The organism is Humidesulfovibrio sp., from assembly GCF_030689645.1.
In the GTDB taxonomy this organism is placed as follows: Bacteria; Desulfobacterota; Desulfovibrionia; order Desulfovibrionales; family Desulfovibrionaceae; genus Humidesulfovibrio.
Window position 1 is genome coordinate 23914 of sequence record NZ_JAUYFU010000006.1, and the last position, 14866, is coordinate 38779.

At 62.4% G+C, this 14866-nt stretch carries 13 protein-coding genes and 1 tRNA gene; 7 read left to right on the forward strand and 7 right to left on the reverse strand.

Going from position 1 to position 14866, the window contains the following annotated elements; all coding sequences use genetic code 11:
- The first annotated feature begins 215 nt into the window (after positions 1-215).
- The 4 genes from Q8O35_RS00950 (at position 216) to Q8O35_RS00965 (ending at position 3341) form a co-directional block, all read left to right on the forward strand.
- A complete protein-coding gene (locus Q8O35_RS00950; RefSeq protein WP_305569382.1) occupies positions 216-464 on the forward strand; it encodes an NHLP leader peptide family RiPP precursor in 249 nt (82 codons plus the stop codon).
- Positions 465-492: 28 nt separating this feature from the next.
- Positions 493-741, forward strand: coding sequence for an NHLP leader peptide family RiPP precursor (locus Q8O35_RS00955; protein WP_305569384.1), 249 nt, complete (start codon positions 493-495; stop codon positions 739-741).
- A gap of 163 nt (positions 742-904) precedes the next feature.
- Complete coding sequence (locus tag Q8O35_RS00960; RefSeq protein WP_305569386.1) at positions 905-2590, forward strand: hypothetical protein; 1686 nt, start codon at positions 905-907, stop codon at positions 2588-2590.
- Positions 2591-2645: 55 nt separating this feature from the next.
- A complete protein-coding gene (locus Q8O35_RS00965) occupies positions 2646-3341 on the forward strand; it encodes a chloramphenicol acetyltransferase (protein WP_305569388.1) in 696 nt (231 codons plus the stop codon).
- 94 nt (positions 3342-3435) lie between these two features.
- On the opposite strand, the gene Q8O35_RS00970 is transcribed toward Q8O35_RS00965, so the two are convergent.
- On the reverse strand, positions 3436-3738 hold the full coding sequence (locus Q8O35_RS00970; RefSeq protein ID WP_305569390.1) for a BON domain-containing protein: 303 nt from the start codon (positions 3736-3738) through the stop codon (positions 3436-3438).
- Positions 3739-3799: 61 nt separating this feature from the next.
- Positions 3800-3887 (reverse strand) — tRNA-Ser (locus Q8O35_RS00975).
- Between the two features lie 241 nt (positions 3888-4128).
- On the opposite strand from Q8O35_RS00975, the gene Q8O35_RS00980 reads away from it, so the two are divergent.
- The gene (locus tag Q8O35_RS00980; RefSeq protein ID WP_305569397.1) at positions 4129-6222 is read left to right on the forward strand and encodes a methyl-accepting chemotaxis protein; all 2094 of its coding nucleotides are present in this window, start codon (positions 4129-4131) and stop codon (positions 6220-6222) included.
- A gap of 76 nt (positions 6223-6298) precedes the next feature.
- Here Q8O35_RS00980 and Q8O35_RS00985 read toward each other — a convergent pair whose 3' ends face one another.
- Positions 6299-6856 (reverse strand): DedA family protein, encoded by a 558-nt coding sequence (locus tag Q8O35_RS00985; protein WP_305569404.1) that lies wholly within the window; start codon positions 6854-6856, stop codon positions 6299-6301.
- Positions 6857-6998: 142 nt separating this feature from the next.
- Complete coding sequence (locus Q8O35_RS00990) at positions 6999-9239, reverse strand: DUF3536 domain-containing protein (RefSeq protein ID WP_305569406.1); 2241 nt, start codon at positions 9237-9239, stop codon at positions 6999-7001.
- 196 nt (positions 9240-9435) lie between these two features.
- Between Q8O35_RS00990 and Q8O35_RS00995 the strand changes: the two genes are divergently transcribed.
- A complete protein-coding gene (locus Q8O35_RS00995) occupies positions 9436-10125 on the forward strand; it encodes a FecR family protein (protein WP_305569408.1) in 690 nt (229 codons plus the stop codon).
- A 27-nt stretch (positions 10126-10152) separates the two neighbouring features.
- On the opposite strand, the gene Q8O35_RS01000 is transcribed toward Q8O35_RS00995, so the two are convergent.
- Positions 10153-11034: a LysR family transcriptional regulator gene (locus Q8O35_RS01000; protein WP_305569410.1), complete on the reverse strand. Its 882-nt coding sequence runs from the start codon at positions 11032-11034 to the stop codon at positions 10153-10155.
- A 196-nt stretch (positions 11035-11230) separates the two neighbouring features.
- Here Q8O35_RS01000 and Q8O35_RS01005 point away from each other — a divergent pair, with 196 nt between their 5' ends.
- A complete protein-coding gene (locus Q8O35_RS01005; protein WP_305569412.1) occupies positions 11231-11527 on the forward strand; it encodes a hypothetical protein in 297 nt (98 codons plus the stop codon).
- Positions 11528-11868: 341 nt separating this feature from the next.
- Here Q8O35_RS01005 and Q8O35_RS01010 read toward each other — a convergent pair whose 3' ends face one another.
- On the reverse strand, positions 11869-12834 hold the full coding sequence (locus Q8O35_RS01010; RefSeq protein WP_305569420.1) for a 4Fe-4S binding protein: 966 nt from the start codon (positions 12832-12834) through the stop codon (positions 11869-11871).
- Positions 12835-12848: 14 nt separating this feature from the next.
- Positions 12849-14696: a translational GTPase TypA gene (gene typA, locus Q8O35_RS01015; protein ID WP_305569426.1), complete on the reverse strand. Its 1848-nt coding sequence runs from the start codon at positions 14694-14696 to the stop codon at positions 12849-12851.
- Between the last annotated feature and the right edge of the window lie 170 nt (positions 14697-14866).

The following is a 14866-nucleotide window of genomic DNA, read 5'->3' on the forward strand; positions in this document are numbered from 1 at the left end:
TGCGTGTTTTTGTTGATACACTGATGCGCGGTCTGATTACACACATGCGCTCAGCTTCGTCACGCATCTCTGGGATCCTGGTAGCCAGATGCATTCGTATTGTTCGTAGTTGGGTGGCAGATAAGTGCATAAAAAACCTTGTTTGCGAACATGGTCTTGACTTTATGACGCCCCTTTGAAACGCTTTAGGCAAGTTTGAAAGAGGAGCCTTGACCATGACGAACCAGAATGAACAGCAGAAGCTTTGGGCCAAGATTGTGGCCAAGGCCTGGGCGGATGAGGACTACAAGCAGCGGCTTCTTGACGATCCGGCCTCGGTGCTGCGCGTGGAAGGCCTGACCGTGCCCGTGGGCGTGGAGATCAACGTTGTGGAAGCCACCGCGAAGAAAGCCTGGTTCGTGCTGCCCATGCAGTCCGACGAAGGGGCTGTGGTGGGCGAGGAACGGCTGGCGGCGGCTAACTGATTTTTTTCAGCGCGAAGGAGTGTTCATAATGAACCAGAATGAGCAGCAGAAGCTTTGGGCGAAAATCGTGGCCAAGGCCTGGGCGGATGAGGACTACAAGCAGCGGCTTCTAGACGAACCGGCGGCGGTGCTGCGCGCGGAAGGCCTGACCGTGCCCGAGGGCGTGGAGATCAACGTTGTGGAAGCCACAGCGAAGAAAGTTTGGCTCGTGCTGCCCATGCAGTCCGGCGAAGGGGCTGTGGTGGGCGAGGAACGGCTGGCGGCAATAATGATTTGATGCCGACCCGCCTCGCGGACGGAGGAATGTCGGTTTCGGCTGGGCACCGTGGGCGGCAAAGGGGGCAAGGCGGGGAGCGGCGGCCACCGGGCGATCTCGGAATGCGTTCGGCGTCGGCTGGCGCAAAGGCATCTTTGCTGCCGCACTTACTCCGTGGAGAGAGATGAATCACAACAAGGTTTGCATTTCCCTGCCGCCCGATGGGCGCTGGATGCGCTTTGCCCAGGAAAGCCTCCAGCGCTACGGCGCCATGGTCGGCTTTTCCCAAAAGCTGGAGGAGATGTGCGCCAGTTCCGTGATGGAGGCCTGCGAGGAGCTTGTCCGCAAGGCGGAGGAGGCAGGCGTGGACGATGCCATCGACCTGCGGCTGGACTACCGGGGCGAAACCATCGTCATCGACATCGTCTACAACTCCAGAATCCCGCTCAATCCCCATGAAACGGAGGAGTACGAAATTCCCGATGCCGGGACCGACCTCGACGCCATAGACATGGACACGCTGTGGCTCCACATGATTAAGCGGCGCATGGACAGGGTCCGCTTCATGGTCCAGGGGTCGCGCCACGTGCTGCGCATGATCAAGTACCGCCGGGACGAGGGCAAGGAGAAGCAGGCCTGGGTGATGACCATCAAGCCCGAGCTGCGAAAAGGCGTCATCCTGCATCTTGACGACCCCAGCGCCGAACATTCCGGCTCCACGCTCCAGGCCCCCGGCACCGGCGTCCTCATGCTCAGTCCCAGCCAGACCTTCATCATCCGCCACATGGATGGCAAGGCCTCGTTCCATGACCTCTACATGGCGCACCTCGACGCTCTGGGGCTGACGTCTCCGGCCATGCTGGCCGGGCTGTATGAGCGGCTCGAGTCCATGGGCATGCTGCTTACTCCTGAGGACGGCATGAAGAGCAGCCGCTTCAAGCGGATCATCAAAAAGATAGTCAACCCAGATTTCACGATTCCCAATGCGGATGGCGTTGTGGCGGCCGTGCATGACAAGACGCGATTTCTTTATTCGCATCTCGGGCTGGGCGTGCTGCTTGCCATTGGGTTCTCCGGCCTTGTTCCGTACTGGGAGCATCGAACCAATTTCATGGCTGCTGTGGCAAACCTGGAGGAGGTCTTTCTCCGCACTCCGCTGGTCCTTTTGCCTGTGTATCTTCTTACCCTCATCCACATCTCTCTGCACGAACTTGGGCACGGAGTGACCTGCAAGCATTTCGGCGGCAAGGTCTCGCGCCTGGGGATCATGTTCTACCTGGCGTCCTTCATCTTCTACTGCGACACCACGGCAGCCTGGAGTTTTCCGCAAAAGCGGCAGCGCATCCTGGTGTCGCTGGGCGGCCCCATTGTATCATTTGCTGTTCTCGGCTCTGGCCTTTGGGCCGCCGGGCACTTTGCCGGCACCGGCTCCATCTGGGAGTCTGTGCTGGTGGCCTTTTGCCTGTTCAGTTTGTTCACCCTGATTATGAATTTCAACCCATTCATCAAGATGGATGCGTACTATATGCTGCTGGATTACACCGGCATTCCCAATCTGCGGGAGCGTTCCTTCAAGTTTCTTGAGCGCAAGTTTTTTGCTTGGCTGGGCGTGGGATCAGAAGCGGACACCAAGGTCACGTTGCGGGAACGCAAAATATTTTGGTGGTATGGAGTCCTGGGAGGGCTTGCCACGGTGCTGTTTGTTGCGGTGCCCCTCTTCAGGTTGAACTACATGCTCAGCGCGAACTCGGCATCGGGCGGGCGGCTGCTTTTCGTCGCCCTTGTGGCCGCGCTTTTGATCGTGCGGCTTGGCAACACTGCGTACGGCAAGATCAAGGCTGTGCGGTATCGCGAGTACAAGATCCAATAACCGCGACAATTGACTGCTGGCCCGGTTCCCAGCACCTGCCGCCGCCCGCAAGGCGATGGCCGTTCCCGGCGCAGCAAGCTCTCTGGAGGTAAGCGTGAAACGCATTGATCTTGAAGGGTGGAGTCGGCGAGACCAGTACAGGTATTTCAGTAAGATGCAATGCCCGTATTGCTCGGTGACATGTGAGATTGATGTCTCTGCGGCGCGCAGCTTCATGAAGGATTCTGGAATCCCCTCATACGTCGGCATGATTTACCTGGTCACCAAGGCGGCCAACAGCGTGCCGGAGCTGAGATTGAGGATTGAGGGCGAGGCTGTGTATGACCACGATGTGGTGCATCCATCGTTCACCATCCTCAGCGACGGCGGACAGCTCTACTTCTGCAGGACCCGCTACACCGACGATCCTGGCGCTTTCATCAAGCACACGCGGGAGGTCATGGCTCAGACGAAAAGCGCTGGGGAATGCCCCCTCGATTCCACAGGCCAGGATGTGCTCTACCTAAGCTGCCTTCCCTGGGTCCACTTCACGTCTGTGAGCCATCCCATGAATCTCAACTCGCCAGACGCAATCCCGCGCATCGTTTGGGGCCGCTTTGAGGCGAAGGAGAACAAGACCGTCATGGCGGTCAATCTGCAGGTGCACCACGGCCTTGCTGACGGGCTGCATATTTCGCAATTCATGCAGGCGTTGGGGGAGTCCTGCGCTGCGCCCGATGCAGGTTTTGCGGGCCTGGCCCGCTCTTTCTAGAGCGCTGGACAAAGCCTATGGACGCATCAGGCCTATGCCGCCAGAGCATGCTGCGCACTAAGCCGCGATATGATGCGGACGGGATGCTCCGCCGCTACCCCCCGGAACGCACGGAGATGCGGTTGTCCACGGATTTTACGCCCTCAATGGCTCTGGCCGTTTCTATGGCCTTCGTCATCTGCTCGTGTTCGCGCACGAACCCGCCGAGAATTACTATCCCGTCAAATGTTTTTACATCGACATGCACATTGCTGAAGGGGAATTCCTTGGCGAGCGCTTGAACAACCAGGGCGGATATCGCGGCATCGCCGCTTTGCTGCGAGGGCCGCAGGCGCGTAAGCGCAAAGGCCACGACGATGACGGCGATGAACAGCAGCAATGCCGTTTGTGCGCTCATGAAAGACCACCCGGGCTGTTTGCCAATTCGGATTGGGGAAGTGTGCGATTTACTGGTGGTTTGGCGGAGGGGGAGGGATTCGAACCCCCGGACGGTTACCCGTCAGTGGTTTTCAAGACCACCGCCTTGAGCCGCTCGGCCACCCCTCCGCCTGATGCCGCAGAGGAGACCGGGTGAGGGCCGCTCCGCAAGCGTTCATGTAGGTGCCAAAACCGCGCGTGCAAGTCAATGCGCCTTCTCAATCGCGCTGGGGGGCGGAATGTTATTGGGGGTTGCCAACACCCAATAATTTTGGTGAAATAGTACATGTGGTAAAGATATTATAGGCGTTGGCCGATGAGCTTGAGGCAGCGGAGTCCTCCGCGTGTGTCACCCTTCAAGGAGCGCAGCATGAAATCGCAGCAGCAGATCCCCCCGGCAGCGGGCATGTGGGCCATCGGGGCCGTGGGCGCGGTCCTGGTTCTTGGAGCCTTTTTCACTGCCAATCTGTATGCCACTCTTGGCTTGGCCGCCATTTCCCTTGCTTTGGCCGGATATCTGGCCTCCACCCAAGGGGCAGGGGGGGATCAGCTCAAGGCGGGCCTGACAAAGCTCATGTCCCGCAAACGCGAATTTCTGTTCGATGAGGTGAAGTCCTGGCGAGAGTTTGGCGAGCTTGGTGCCCTGGCGTCCGAAGCCTTTGAGTACAACATGCGCCGCCGCGAGTTCTACCGGGGCGCTGTGCATGCTGTGGGCGCGCCGTTTCTTTTGTGTGACGTGGCCGGCGTCATCACCCACGTGAGCGAATCCATGCTGGCCCTGCTCAAAAAGACCGAGGCCGAGGTCCAGGGCAAGACCGTGTCCGAGGCCTTCTACAGCAAGAAAGGCGCCTCCGTCACCGAGAAGGTCATTGCTGAAAAGAAAGATGTTTCCCAGGAACTTGAGCTTGTGCTCTGGGACGGCCGCAAGGCGGATGTCCTGGCTGTGGTGAACTGCATCCGCGGCATCGGCGGCGAGGTGCTGGGCGCGGTGGTCTGCCTGGCCGACCTTGCCGAGGTGAAGGCGCAGCAGCGCGCCTTGCAGAAGCAGCAGGAGCAGGCCATGAAGGTCGGCAACTCCATCAACGACCTCGCCCAGCGCGTAGCCAGCGCCTCTGAGGAGCTTTCCGCCAGCGCGGACGAGCAGGCAAAAGGAGCGAACCGCCAGAAGGCCCAGACCGAGTCCGTGTCCACCGCCATGGAGCAGATGACCGCAACGGTGCTTGAGGTGGCCCAGAACGCCACCCAGTCTTCCGATGCCGCCGCCACGGCCAGCAAGGCCGCCAATGACGGCGTGAGCCTGGTGCGCGAGAGCGTCCGGGGCATCAACATGGTGGCCGACTCCTCGCGCAAGCTGGCGCAGGTGCTGGGGCAACTGGACTCCCAGGCTGCGGAGATTGATCGCATCATCAACGTCATCAACGACATCGCTGACCAGACCAACCTGCTGGCGCTCAATGCGGCCATCGAAGCGGCGCGCGCGGGCGATGCGGGCCGGGGCTTCGCCGTTGTGGCCGACGAGGTGAGGAAGCTCGCCGAGAAGACCATGACCGCCACCAAGGAAGTGGAGAACTCCATTCGCGAGATCCAGGAGCGCAGCCAGAACGCCGTGACCACCATGCGCGAAACCGAGAAGCAGGTGGAGACCAGCACGGATCTTTCAAACCGCACGGGCCTTGCGCTGGAAGAGATCATGAAGCGCATTGAGGACGTGACCAACCGCGTGGCGCAGATCGCCACCGCCGCAGAAGAGCAATCTTCCGCAGCAGAGGAAATCAACAGGAATATCGAGGATATTGCTGGCATTGCCAAGGAGGCTGAGGAAGGCGCGGACCAGTCGGCCTCGGCCACGCGGGAATTGGCCGAGTTGGCTCAGAACCTGCTCCAGCTCTCCATGACCTTCAGCGCCACCAAGTCCGACGAGAGCAAGCTGCGCGTGTCCCACGGCCAGATGAAGGGCATTCTGCCAAAAATAATGCACGATTTTGTGGGCGTGAAGTATGGTCCGGCTGTGCTTGCCAAGGTGAACGAGGCCTTGGGCAACCCCATGTTCCTGCCTACCAGCAGCTATCCGGACCAGGTGCTGCAGCAGATGGCCGAGGTTGTGGCCCAGGCCGCCAGACAGGAGCCGCGCGCCGTGTTTGTGGAGCTTGGCAGACACACCATCCACCAGTTCCACAAGATGTACCGCTCGTACTTCAAGGCCCCGAACCTGAAGGACTTCCTGCTGACCATGAACCAGACCCACGCGGACCTGACCAAGGCCCTGCCGGGCATCGTGCCGCCGCGCTTCAGTTATGAGGACCGCGGCAACAAGCTCACCATGATTTACAAGTCGCGCCGAGGCTACCAGCACTACTTCGAGGGCATCCTGCGCGGCGCGGCCGAGTTCTACAAGACGCCGGTGGACATCACCGTGCAGATTCAGGACGCCGAAACCGCCCGGGCCGACATCACCTTCCGCTAGGCGCAAACCAGCAACAGAAAAGCCCCCGGCAGTCCGCTCTGGACAGCCGGGGGCTTCTTCGTTCAGCGCGGGGGCGCTAGTCGGCGGCTTCGGCGCGCAGGGTGCGCTTGCGCTTCAGCTTGTACCATACGTACCAGGCTACGGCCACCACAAGCATGCCGATGATGAGCGCGTCGAACTGGTGGCGATAGGTCTGCACCATCTCCCAGTTTTCGCGAAGCTTGAAGCCGCACAAAAGCAGGAAGGTGTTCCACATGGTAGCGCCCGCCGTGGTGGCGATGGCGAAGGGCCAGAAGCGCATTTTGCCGATGCCCGCCGGGATGGACACAAGGTGCCGCACCACGGGGATGAACCGGCTGGCGAAAAGCGTGAGCGAGCTGCCCTTGCGCTGGAAGAACCGCTCGGTCATCTCCAGGTCGTGCACGTCCAGCAGCAGGTACTTGCCTACCTTGAGCACAAAGGGTCTGCCGCCGTAATAACCCATGAGGTAGGAAATATAAGAGCCCAGGAAGGAGCCGATGCTGGTGGCGAGGATGGCCTCAAAAAGCCCCCATTTGCCATCGGCCACCAGGAAGCCCACAAAAGGCATGACCGCCTCGCTGGGCACTGGCGCGATCATGCTTTCGAGGGCCATGAGAAAAGCGGCGCCGGCAAGGCCTGTAGTCTCGAGAATCTGAATGGCATAGCGACTGATGGTTTCAGTGAGCACTCAATAAACCTCCGCAGGAGTGTGTGCGTGATGCACTATCCTGCCGGGTTGTTTTGGGCAAGGGGGGCTACTCTGGGGCAAAACCCAGGGCCAGCCCTGCCTCCAGCGCCGAGGCATTGGCCCTGAGCCTGGTCCAGTAAAGGTTCTGGGCCTTGCGCAAATCAGGCTCCAACCCAACGCTTGCAGCGCGCTCCAGCAATCGCCGCACGAGCTGGCAGTCTGGCTTGGGCCTGCCCAGCAGGTCAACCAGGGCATGGCCCACGCGGCGGGCCAGAAGGTGGCGCTCCGGATGCTCGCGCCCGCGCTCCAGCAGAAAACCGAGGAAGTCGCGGGAGGCCGTCACCTCGCCCATGATCCACTGCCAGGTGAGGGGCGACCAGAGCCTGTCCCAGCACTCGTCGCCGGTCTGGGTGTGCTGCGCCTCGCGGAAGGGCAGGAACAGGTGCGCGCCCAGGCGCGACTCCTCCACCTGCCGTTGCCAGGTCTCCGCCTCCACGCGGCGCACCCAGGCCAGGGCCAGCGCTTGGCGCTTGCCCCAGGGAATGTAGGCAGCCGGAACGCATTTTGTTCCGGTGTCGCCCACGCGGATGCACCCGGCAAAGGGATCGCCGCCATTGGGCAGCTCCCAGGTCCAGTCGTGCTCGTCCGTGCCGCTTTCCCGCGTCCAGGTTATGCAGGCCGTGCCGGTGCTGTGGCCTTGGTCGTCTTCCCCGCTTACGCGGACTTGGACGGACAGGCCGGGCCAGGGGACTTCCGCGCTGCCGCCGGGCAGAGGCAATCTCCCTTCGGCCCAGAGACGGATGAGGGCCTGGGCCAGTATGGTTTCAGTGGTCTCGCGCCGGTGCCGGACCTCATGGTTCCAGAGATCAAGGCCGTCGCCCAGGGCCGGGTCGTTGCTGCTGGCCTGCCCGATGTACGAGAGGAGCAGCGGCTCCAGGTCGTCCAATCCGGTGCGCCTGCCCAGCTGCATGGCCCGCAGGGCGAAGGTCAGGGCGTTCAGGGGCTCGATGCGCCCAAGGTCGTCGAAGAACCAGGCGCAGCTTGCAAAGGACGAGAGCGCCCACTTCTGCATGGTGAGCAGCTTCCAGGCCGTGTGCTGCTGGTCCGGGCTGAGGTCCGGGCGCAGCTGCGCGGTGGAGAACTCCTTGTCCGTGTCCAGGCCAGAGAGCACCCGGCCATAGGCGATGAGGGCTTCCTCCGGGGAGCGGAAGAGTTGCGCGCCAAGGTGCATGAAATGATTGTCGATCCTTGTCTTTACGGCGTTCAGGCCGTCGCGCAGCGGTCCGCGCCAGCGTTGGTTCCAGCCGGGCTTGTGTTCGGTTGCGCAGCCGCAGTCGGAGCGCCAGCGCTCCACGCCATGGGCGCAGCTCCAGGAGCTGTTTTCGTGGATGCGCGCGCGTCTTTTGGGCGGGTTCTCGGCCAGATAGGCAGCGTAGTTGGTCAGTTCAACTCCTTCCACGCCCGCGCGGGCCTGGGACAGGGCGAAGGCCAGGGCCATTTCTCCGAACCGGAAGTGGTGGCCGTAGGTTTCTCCGTCTGTAGCCAGGGCGAGCAGCCCCTGTCCTGCCATGCCGGAAAGCCTGCCCCAGAAGGCGTCGCCGTGGCGCAGCAGCCCCTCAAAGGCCACGGCCTGCGACAGTGGGCCGTCGTAGAAGTACACCGCGATGCTGCGTCCTTCCGGCAGTTCGACGAGGTATGGCTCGCGGATGTTCAGATTGCCTTCATGGGCCTGGGTCCAGTTCAGTTGGCCCACGTCGGCCACTTCCCGCGCCTGGCGCGGGGCCAGGATGGTGAAGCGCACGCCGGCCTGGGCCAGCAGGTCCAGGGTGCGCATGTCCACCGCAGCTTCGGAGAGCCACAGCCCTTCTGCCGGGCGCTTGAACCTGGATTCGAAGTCGGCCAGGGCCCAGGCGATTTCGGCGCGTTTCTCCAGGTCTGTGGCCAGGGGCATGATGATGTGGTGGTAAATCTGGGCGATGGCGTTGCCGTGGCCCAGGCGCGCAAGGCTGGCGCGGTCGCCTTCGAGCACGCGGGCGTATACGTCCGGGGCCTTGCGCTCCATCCAGGTGAGCAGGGTGGGCCCGAAGTTGAAGCTCATGTACTCGAAGCAGTTCATGATCTCGATGATGCGGCCCTGGCCGTCCAGCCTCCGGGCCCAGGCCAGGGGGGCGTAGCTCTCCTCGCAGATGCGTTCGTTCCAGTGGGTGGCTGGGGCGGCGCTGCCTTCAGGCAAAATGGTGTCCATCCAGGGGTCCTCCCTGGGCGGCTGATAAAAATGACCGTGGATGCAGAGCTGTTTCCCGTTCATTTGGATACCCCTGGCTGATGGTTCTGAACCTCTTCTCTACCCCTCCAGGTCGCGTGGGGCAAGGGGCGGCGAAGGTGACCCCCGGAAGCGCCAGAATGCGGAAATGGCATGAAATGTATCGACAAAAACACTATGGCTGGCTATATTGCTTGTATCATTGGATCTGTGCCCTATGACCTGCAAGGGAGGCCACCTCATGAAGACGCCCAAGACACTCTGTCCGCATCGCTCCAGCCCTTTTGGGCCTGTCGTCCTCGCCTCGATTCTGTCGCTCTTTCTTTCGTTGTTTCTGGCTCTGCATGCGGCACCGGTCTTTGCCGCAGAGGTGGAGTCCGTGGGGCATGTGACCCGCGTGCAGGGCGTGTCCTTCGCGGTGCAGGGCAGCGTCCTGCGGCCCATGGGGATCAACGCGCTCATCAGCCGCAAGGACGTGCTCAAGACCGGGCCGGGCGCGCGGCTGGAGATCACCCTGCTCGACGAGACCAGGCTCACCCTTGGGGCGGACACGATCTTCAGCGTGGAGCGTTACGATCTGGGACGCCAGCAGGGCGGGGTGCTGCTCAAGCTCACCAAGGGCGTGTTCCGCGTGGCCACGGGCAGCCTTGAGTCCCTGCGCGGCGCACCTTTCGAGGTGTCGACCCCGTTGGCCGTGGTGGGCATACGCGGAACGGATTTCTGGGGCGGATACCTGTCTGCGGAGGAACTCTCGGTGCTGCTCATTTCGGGAAAGGGAGTTTACATCGTCAACGATGGAGGCCGCACCGAGATCGTGCGGCCCATGGAGGGCGTGAATATTCGCTCGGCCTCCAGCCCGCCCCCGGCTCCCTCCCTGTGGAGCCCGGACAGACGCGCGGCAGCGTTCAAGACAGTGGCCTTCGACGAGTAGCTGCTACGCCAGGGCAGGGCGGCGCTTTCACTGGCGCAACATCTCCACCAGGTCGCGCACGTGCACGGGCAGGTCGTCGAAGCGGCGCATGCAGAGGATGAGATCGCGCGTCACCCAGGGGTCGGTGATGCGCACCGTGCGGATGTTCATGGTCAGTTTGCAGCGCTGGGCGGCGGTGTCGGGCATGATGGCCACGCCCACGTTCCTCTCCACCATGCGGCCCACGGCCAGGAAGCCGCGCAGGCGCACGCGGTGGTTCATTTCACGGCCCAGCCTTGCGGCATGGGATTCCAGGTACCTTTGCAGGGGGCTGTCTTCGTTCAGGCCCACGAAGTCGTGCTTCAGCACTTCGCTGAAGGACACGCTGCTGCGTTCCGCAAGTTCGTGCCGCATGGGCGTGGCAAGCACGTAGGTGAGCTTGCGGAAGGGGAAGGTCTCCAGCGCACCCACGTCCACCGAGCGCGCCATGACGCCGACGTCGGCCTTGCCGTCCACAACGTCCTGGGCGATGTCCGTTGAGGGCCGCTCGTTCAGCTCGATGCTCACGTTGGGGTGCTCGGCCAGATAGGTGGTCAGCAGGTCGGGCAGGAACTCCGTGAGCGAGGCCGTGTTGCACAAAAGCCGGATATGGCCCTTGAGCCCCGAGGCGTACTCGCCCAGGTCGCCCAGCATGCGCACCCACTGATCCAGCACGATGCGGCCATGATGTTGCAACGCCCGGCCAGCCTCGGTGGGCGTCACGCCCCTGCGCCCGCGCGTCAGGAGCTGCACCCCAAGCATGTCTTCCATGTTGCGGATTCGTGCGCTGGCCGAGGCCAGGGCCAGGTGTGAACGCTCGGCGCCCTTGGTGATGCTGCCGCTGTCCACGATATGCAGAAACAGACGCAAGTCAGTCAAATCGAATGACATACTTACCAACCCCCCAGGCGTGCTGTGCGACAGATTGGCGCGTCAGCCTTCGCCAATTCCGAAGGGATACTTAAAATCTTCCACATTTACAACTCTGGCCGGGAGCCTCAGGGTGCAGCCATAGACGCTCGGTAACGCCTTCCGATCGAGCGATGAGATCAGACGAAGGCTCATGGCGGATTATAAGGAGCACAATATGAACATGGACAGCGCAAGCCTCGCCTTTGCCAGGGTCTGCTTCTTTGTGATGCTTTTCGTCAGCACGGCGTGCAGCCGTTTTGACGCCACCCGTTTGAGCGAAGACAACGTCTTGCCCTCGCCGACCGCGGCGACGCAGCCTGCGGCCCCTGCCGCCGCGCATGTTGTCACCCTGAACATCGACGCCGCGCAGATGCACGAACTGGAAGCGCGCCTGGCCCTGCTCGCGCCGGAGTCTGGCGCAGACCGCCTGAATGCCGCGCCGGAAAACCCTGGCCGGGCCTACTGGGATTAATCAGCCCCCTCGCAGGCCGGTGCGGGCCGGGTGGCAACCCCTGCCGCGCCCTTCCCGCACCGGCCATATTCATTTTCTGACTTGTCGAGCGTCGCTCGAACCTGCGTCACCCCGTCGACTTCGCCCACCGGACGAAACGAATTGCAGGACAGTTCGGGAGTCCAAAGCTCCCGCACTCTCAAATTTGGAACCTAGGAGTCCTGGGGGCGAATCGATATGCGAAGCTCCCGTGGGCAAGGGGAATTCGCCGCGTCAGCATGCTGCTGACCTCACAACGCCGAAGGGCCGGATCTGAGCAAAACTCGGATCCGGCCCTTTGGCGTATGGGGGGGCAAAAGACCTCAGGTCCTTGGGCCGCCGGAGGCGCTCTTCAGGATTTCTTCCACCAAGAGCGGCAGTCCGCGCGTGGGCTCGGACCGGAGGGAAAGCGCGACCTTGGGGCATTTGCTCACGCAGGCGCCGCAGCCCATGCAGCGCGCGCTCTTGATCTGAAGCTTGCGGTCGCGGGCCTTGAGCGCCCCGAACTGGCAGAACTTGACGCAGTTGCCGCAGCCCACGCAGGCTTCCTCGTCCACCTGAACGAGGTAGCCTGAAGAGGCAAGCATGCCTACGCCGTTCTTCTGGGCGGCCATGGCCGCGCAGCAGCAGGAGCAGCAGTTGCAGATGGCGTAGAACCGGCCCAGGGCCAGGTCCTTGAAAAAGGCGTGGTGCACGTGCCCACGGGCGTTCTCGGCTTTCAGGATGGCCACGGCCTCGTCGGGGGTCACGCGCCGGGCGCGCTTTTCGTTGTGCTCCAGCACCAGGCTGGCAAAGGGTTCGCCCATGACCATGCAGACGTCCATGGGCGAGCAGGGATTCTTGCGCGCCGCGCGGCAGGGGCAGTCGAACACAACGATGTGGTCCGGGTTCTTCAGCACGATGTCGCGCGCAAGCTGGTAGGGCACGACGGATTCCGGCGTGGTGACGCAGACCTCGCGGCCTATCTTGACGAGCTTGATGGCCTCGTCCGTGGGCATGACCTTGCCGTGGTAGGTGTCTGCGAAGCGGATGCCCGTGGCGTTGCGGCTGGCCTTCATGGCCTTGCGCCGGGCGTCCACGCGGGCGGGGAAGAGGCGGTCCAGCCAGCGGCTCCCCCTGGTCAGAAGTTTGACCAGGGGGTGCTCGCCGGAAAGGATCTTGATGTAGGTGTAAGGCCAGCGCAGGTACAGGTAGCCGTGCAGCTTCTTGCCAAGGCTGAAGCCAAGCCCGTCCGCCTCGTCAAAGAAGCGTCTTGCCGAGGGCTTCAGGAGCAAGCGCAGCGGATTCATGCCTGCGCCCTCGATTATTTCTCGGTCTCGGTCTTGGCTCCGCCGCGCATGGTGTGGCGCTTGGTGGCGGAGAGCACGGTCTTGCGCAGGCGAATGGACAAGGGCGTGATCTCCACCAGTTCGTCCTCGCGGATGAAGTGGATGGCGCGCTCAAGGGTCATGGGCTTCACCGGGGTCAGGGTGCAGGCCTCGTCCTTGCCGGAAGCGCGCATGTTGCTGAGCTTCTTTTCCTTGGACGGATTCACGTTGATGTCCACCTCGCGGGTGTGCTCGCCAACGATCATGCCCTCGTAGAGGGGGTCGCCAGCGGTGATGAACATCTGGCCACGCGGCTCCAGGTTGAAGATGCCGTAAGTCACGCCAACGCCGGAGCGGTCGGCCACGATGGAGCCGGTGAAGCGGGTGGGGAAGTCGCCGCGGTATTCGCCGTAGCCTTCGAGGTACGAGTTCATGATGCCCGTGCCTTTGGTGTCGGTGAGGAACTCGTCGCGGTAGCCGATGAGCCCGCGCGAGGGCACGCTGAACTCGATGCGCACGCGGCCCTTGCCGTTGTTCACCAGGTTCACCATGCGGCCCTTGCGGATGGACAGCTTCTCGGTGACGATGCCCATGAAGGTCTCGTCGCAGTCCACGTACACGCGCTCGATGGGCTCGGTGAGTTTGCCGTGCTCGTCGCGCTTGTAGATGACTTCCGGGCGGCCAACGGTGAGCTCGAAGCCCTCGCGGCGCATGGTCTCGATGATGATGGCCATCTGGAACTCGCCGCGGCCCTTGACCAGGAAACTTTCGCGATCGTCGGTCTCCTCAATGCGGATGGCGACGTTCTGAAGGGCTTCCTTCATCAGGCGTTCGCGGATCTTGTTGCTCTGCACGAACTTGCCTTCGCGGCCAGCCAGGGGCGAGGTGTTGATGCCGAAGCGCATGGAAACGGTGGGCTCGTCCACGGTGATGCGCGGAAGGGCCACAGGCGATTCCTTGGTGCAGATGGTGTCGCCGATCTGCACGTCGTCGATGCCGGCAAGCACGGCGATGTCGCCAGCCAGGACTTCGTCGACCGCAGCCAGCTGCACGCCGTCGTACACCTGCAGCTTGCTCACCTTCAACGTCTTGGGCGCGCCGTCGGCGCCGATGCAGACCATGCTGTCGCTGGACTTCACCTTGCCGTTGACGACCTTGCCGATGGCCAGGCGTCCCACGTAGTCGGAGTAGCCCAGATCGCAGACGATCATCTGGAAGGGGGCTTCCGGGTCGTAGCTCGGAGCGGGGATGTGCTTGACGATGGCTTCAAAGACAGGACCAAGGCTGTCGCCGCGCTCCTCAAGGGTGTTCTGCGCGATGCCGTCGCGGCCAATGGCGTAGAGAACCGGGAATTCCAGCTGCTCCTCGTTGGCGCCCAGGTCGATGAACAGGTCGTAAACCTCGTTCAGCACTTCCTCGGGGCGGGCGTCGCCGCGGTCGATCTTGTTGACGATGACGATGACGGGCAGGCCGCCGTCCAGAGCCTTTTTCAGCACGAAACGGGTCTGGGGCAGGGGGCCTTCGCTGGCGTCCACCAGCAGGATAGCGCCGCCGGCCATGGCCAGGGAGCGCTCCACTTCGCCGCCGAAGTCGGCGTGGCCCGGGGTGTCGATGATGTTGATCTTAACGCCTTTCCATTGGACGGAGCAGTTCTTGGCGGCGATGGTGATGCCGCGCTCGCGCTCCAGGTCCATGTTGTCCATGACGCGATCGCTGACCTGCTGGTTCTCTCGGAACACGCCGCTCTGGCGAAAAAGGCCGTCCACAAGGGTGGTTTTACCGTGGTCGACGTGGGCGATGATGGCGATGTTGCGCAGCAGCTCATTGCGTGCGGTGTTCTTCATGCGGGAAAGTTCCTTTGGGGGGGTGCGTTACGAGGTGGCGAAAATATGCTGGACTAGAATAACCGGTGAATGTCCTTGAGGCAACGGCCCTGTGACAATTTCTTGGACAACGGCGAGGCGGGCCGGGTCGCCTGTGCAGCCATATGGGGAAAGGAAAAACCCCGTCCCGC

Bases quoted from the DNA above. Each gene is read 5' to 3' on its own strand.
- Q8O35_RS01010 (WP_305569420.1), bottom strand. From the start codon at position 12,834: ATGAATCCGCTGCGCTTGCTCCTGAAGCCCTCGGCAAGACGCTTCTTT.
- Q8O35_RS00960 (WP_305569386.1), top strand. From the start codon at position 905: ATGAATCACAACAAGGTTTGCATTTCCCTGCCGCCCGATGGGCGCTGG.
- Q8O35_RS00980 (WP_305569397.1), top strand. From the start codon at position 4,129: ATGAAATCGCAGCAGCAGATCCCCCCGGCAGCGGGCATGTGGGCCATC.
- Q8O35_RS00955 (WP_305569384.1), top strand. From the start codon at position 493: ATGAACCAGAATGAGCAGCAGAAGCTTTGGGCGAAAATCGTGGCCAAG.
- Q8O35_RS00950 (WP_305569382.1), top strand. From the start codon at position 216: ATGACGAACCAGAATGAACAGCAGAAGCTTTGGGCCAAGATTGTGGCC.
- Q8O35_RS01005 (WP_305569412.1), top strand. From the start codon at position 11,231: ATGAACATGGACAGCGCAAGCCTCGCCTTTGCCAGGGTCTGCTTCTTT.
- Q8O35_RS01000 (WP_305569410.1), bottom strand. From the start codon at position 11,034: ATGTCATTCGATTTGACTGACTTGCGTCTGTTTCTGCATATCGTGGAC.
- Q8O35_RS00995 (WP_305569408.1), top strand. From the start codon at position 9,436: ATGAAGACGCCCAAGACACTCTGTCCGCATCGCTCCAGCCCTTTTGGG.
- Q8O35_RS00965 (WP_305569388.1), top strand. From the start codon at position 2,646: ATGGCCGTTCCCGGCGCAGCAAGCTCTCTGGAGGTAAGCGTGAAACGC.
- Q8O35_RS00990 (WP_305569406.1), bottom strand. From the start codon at position 9,239: ATGAACGGGAAACAGCTCTGCATCCACGGTCATTTTTATCAGCCGCCC.
- typA (WP_305569426.1), bottom strand. From the start codon at position 14,696: ATGAAGAACACCGCACGCAATGAGCTGCTGCGCAACATCGCCATCATC.
- Q8O35_RS00970 (WP_305569390.1), bottom strand. From the start codon at position 3,738: ATGAGCGCACAAACGGCATTGCTGCTGTTCATCGCCGTCATCGTCGTG.
- Q8O35_RS00985 (WP_305569404.1), bottom strand. From the start codon at position 6,856: ATGGCCCTCGAAAGCATGATCGCGCCAGTGCCCAGCGAGGCGGTCATG.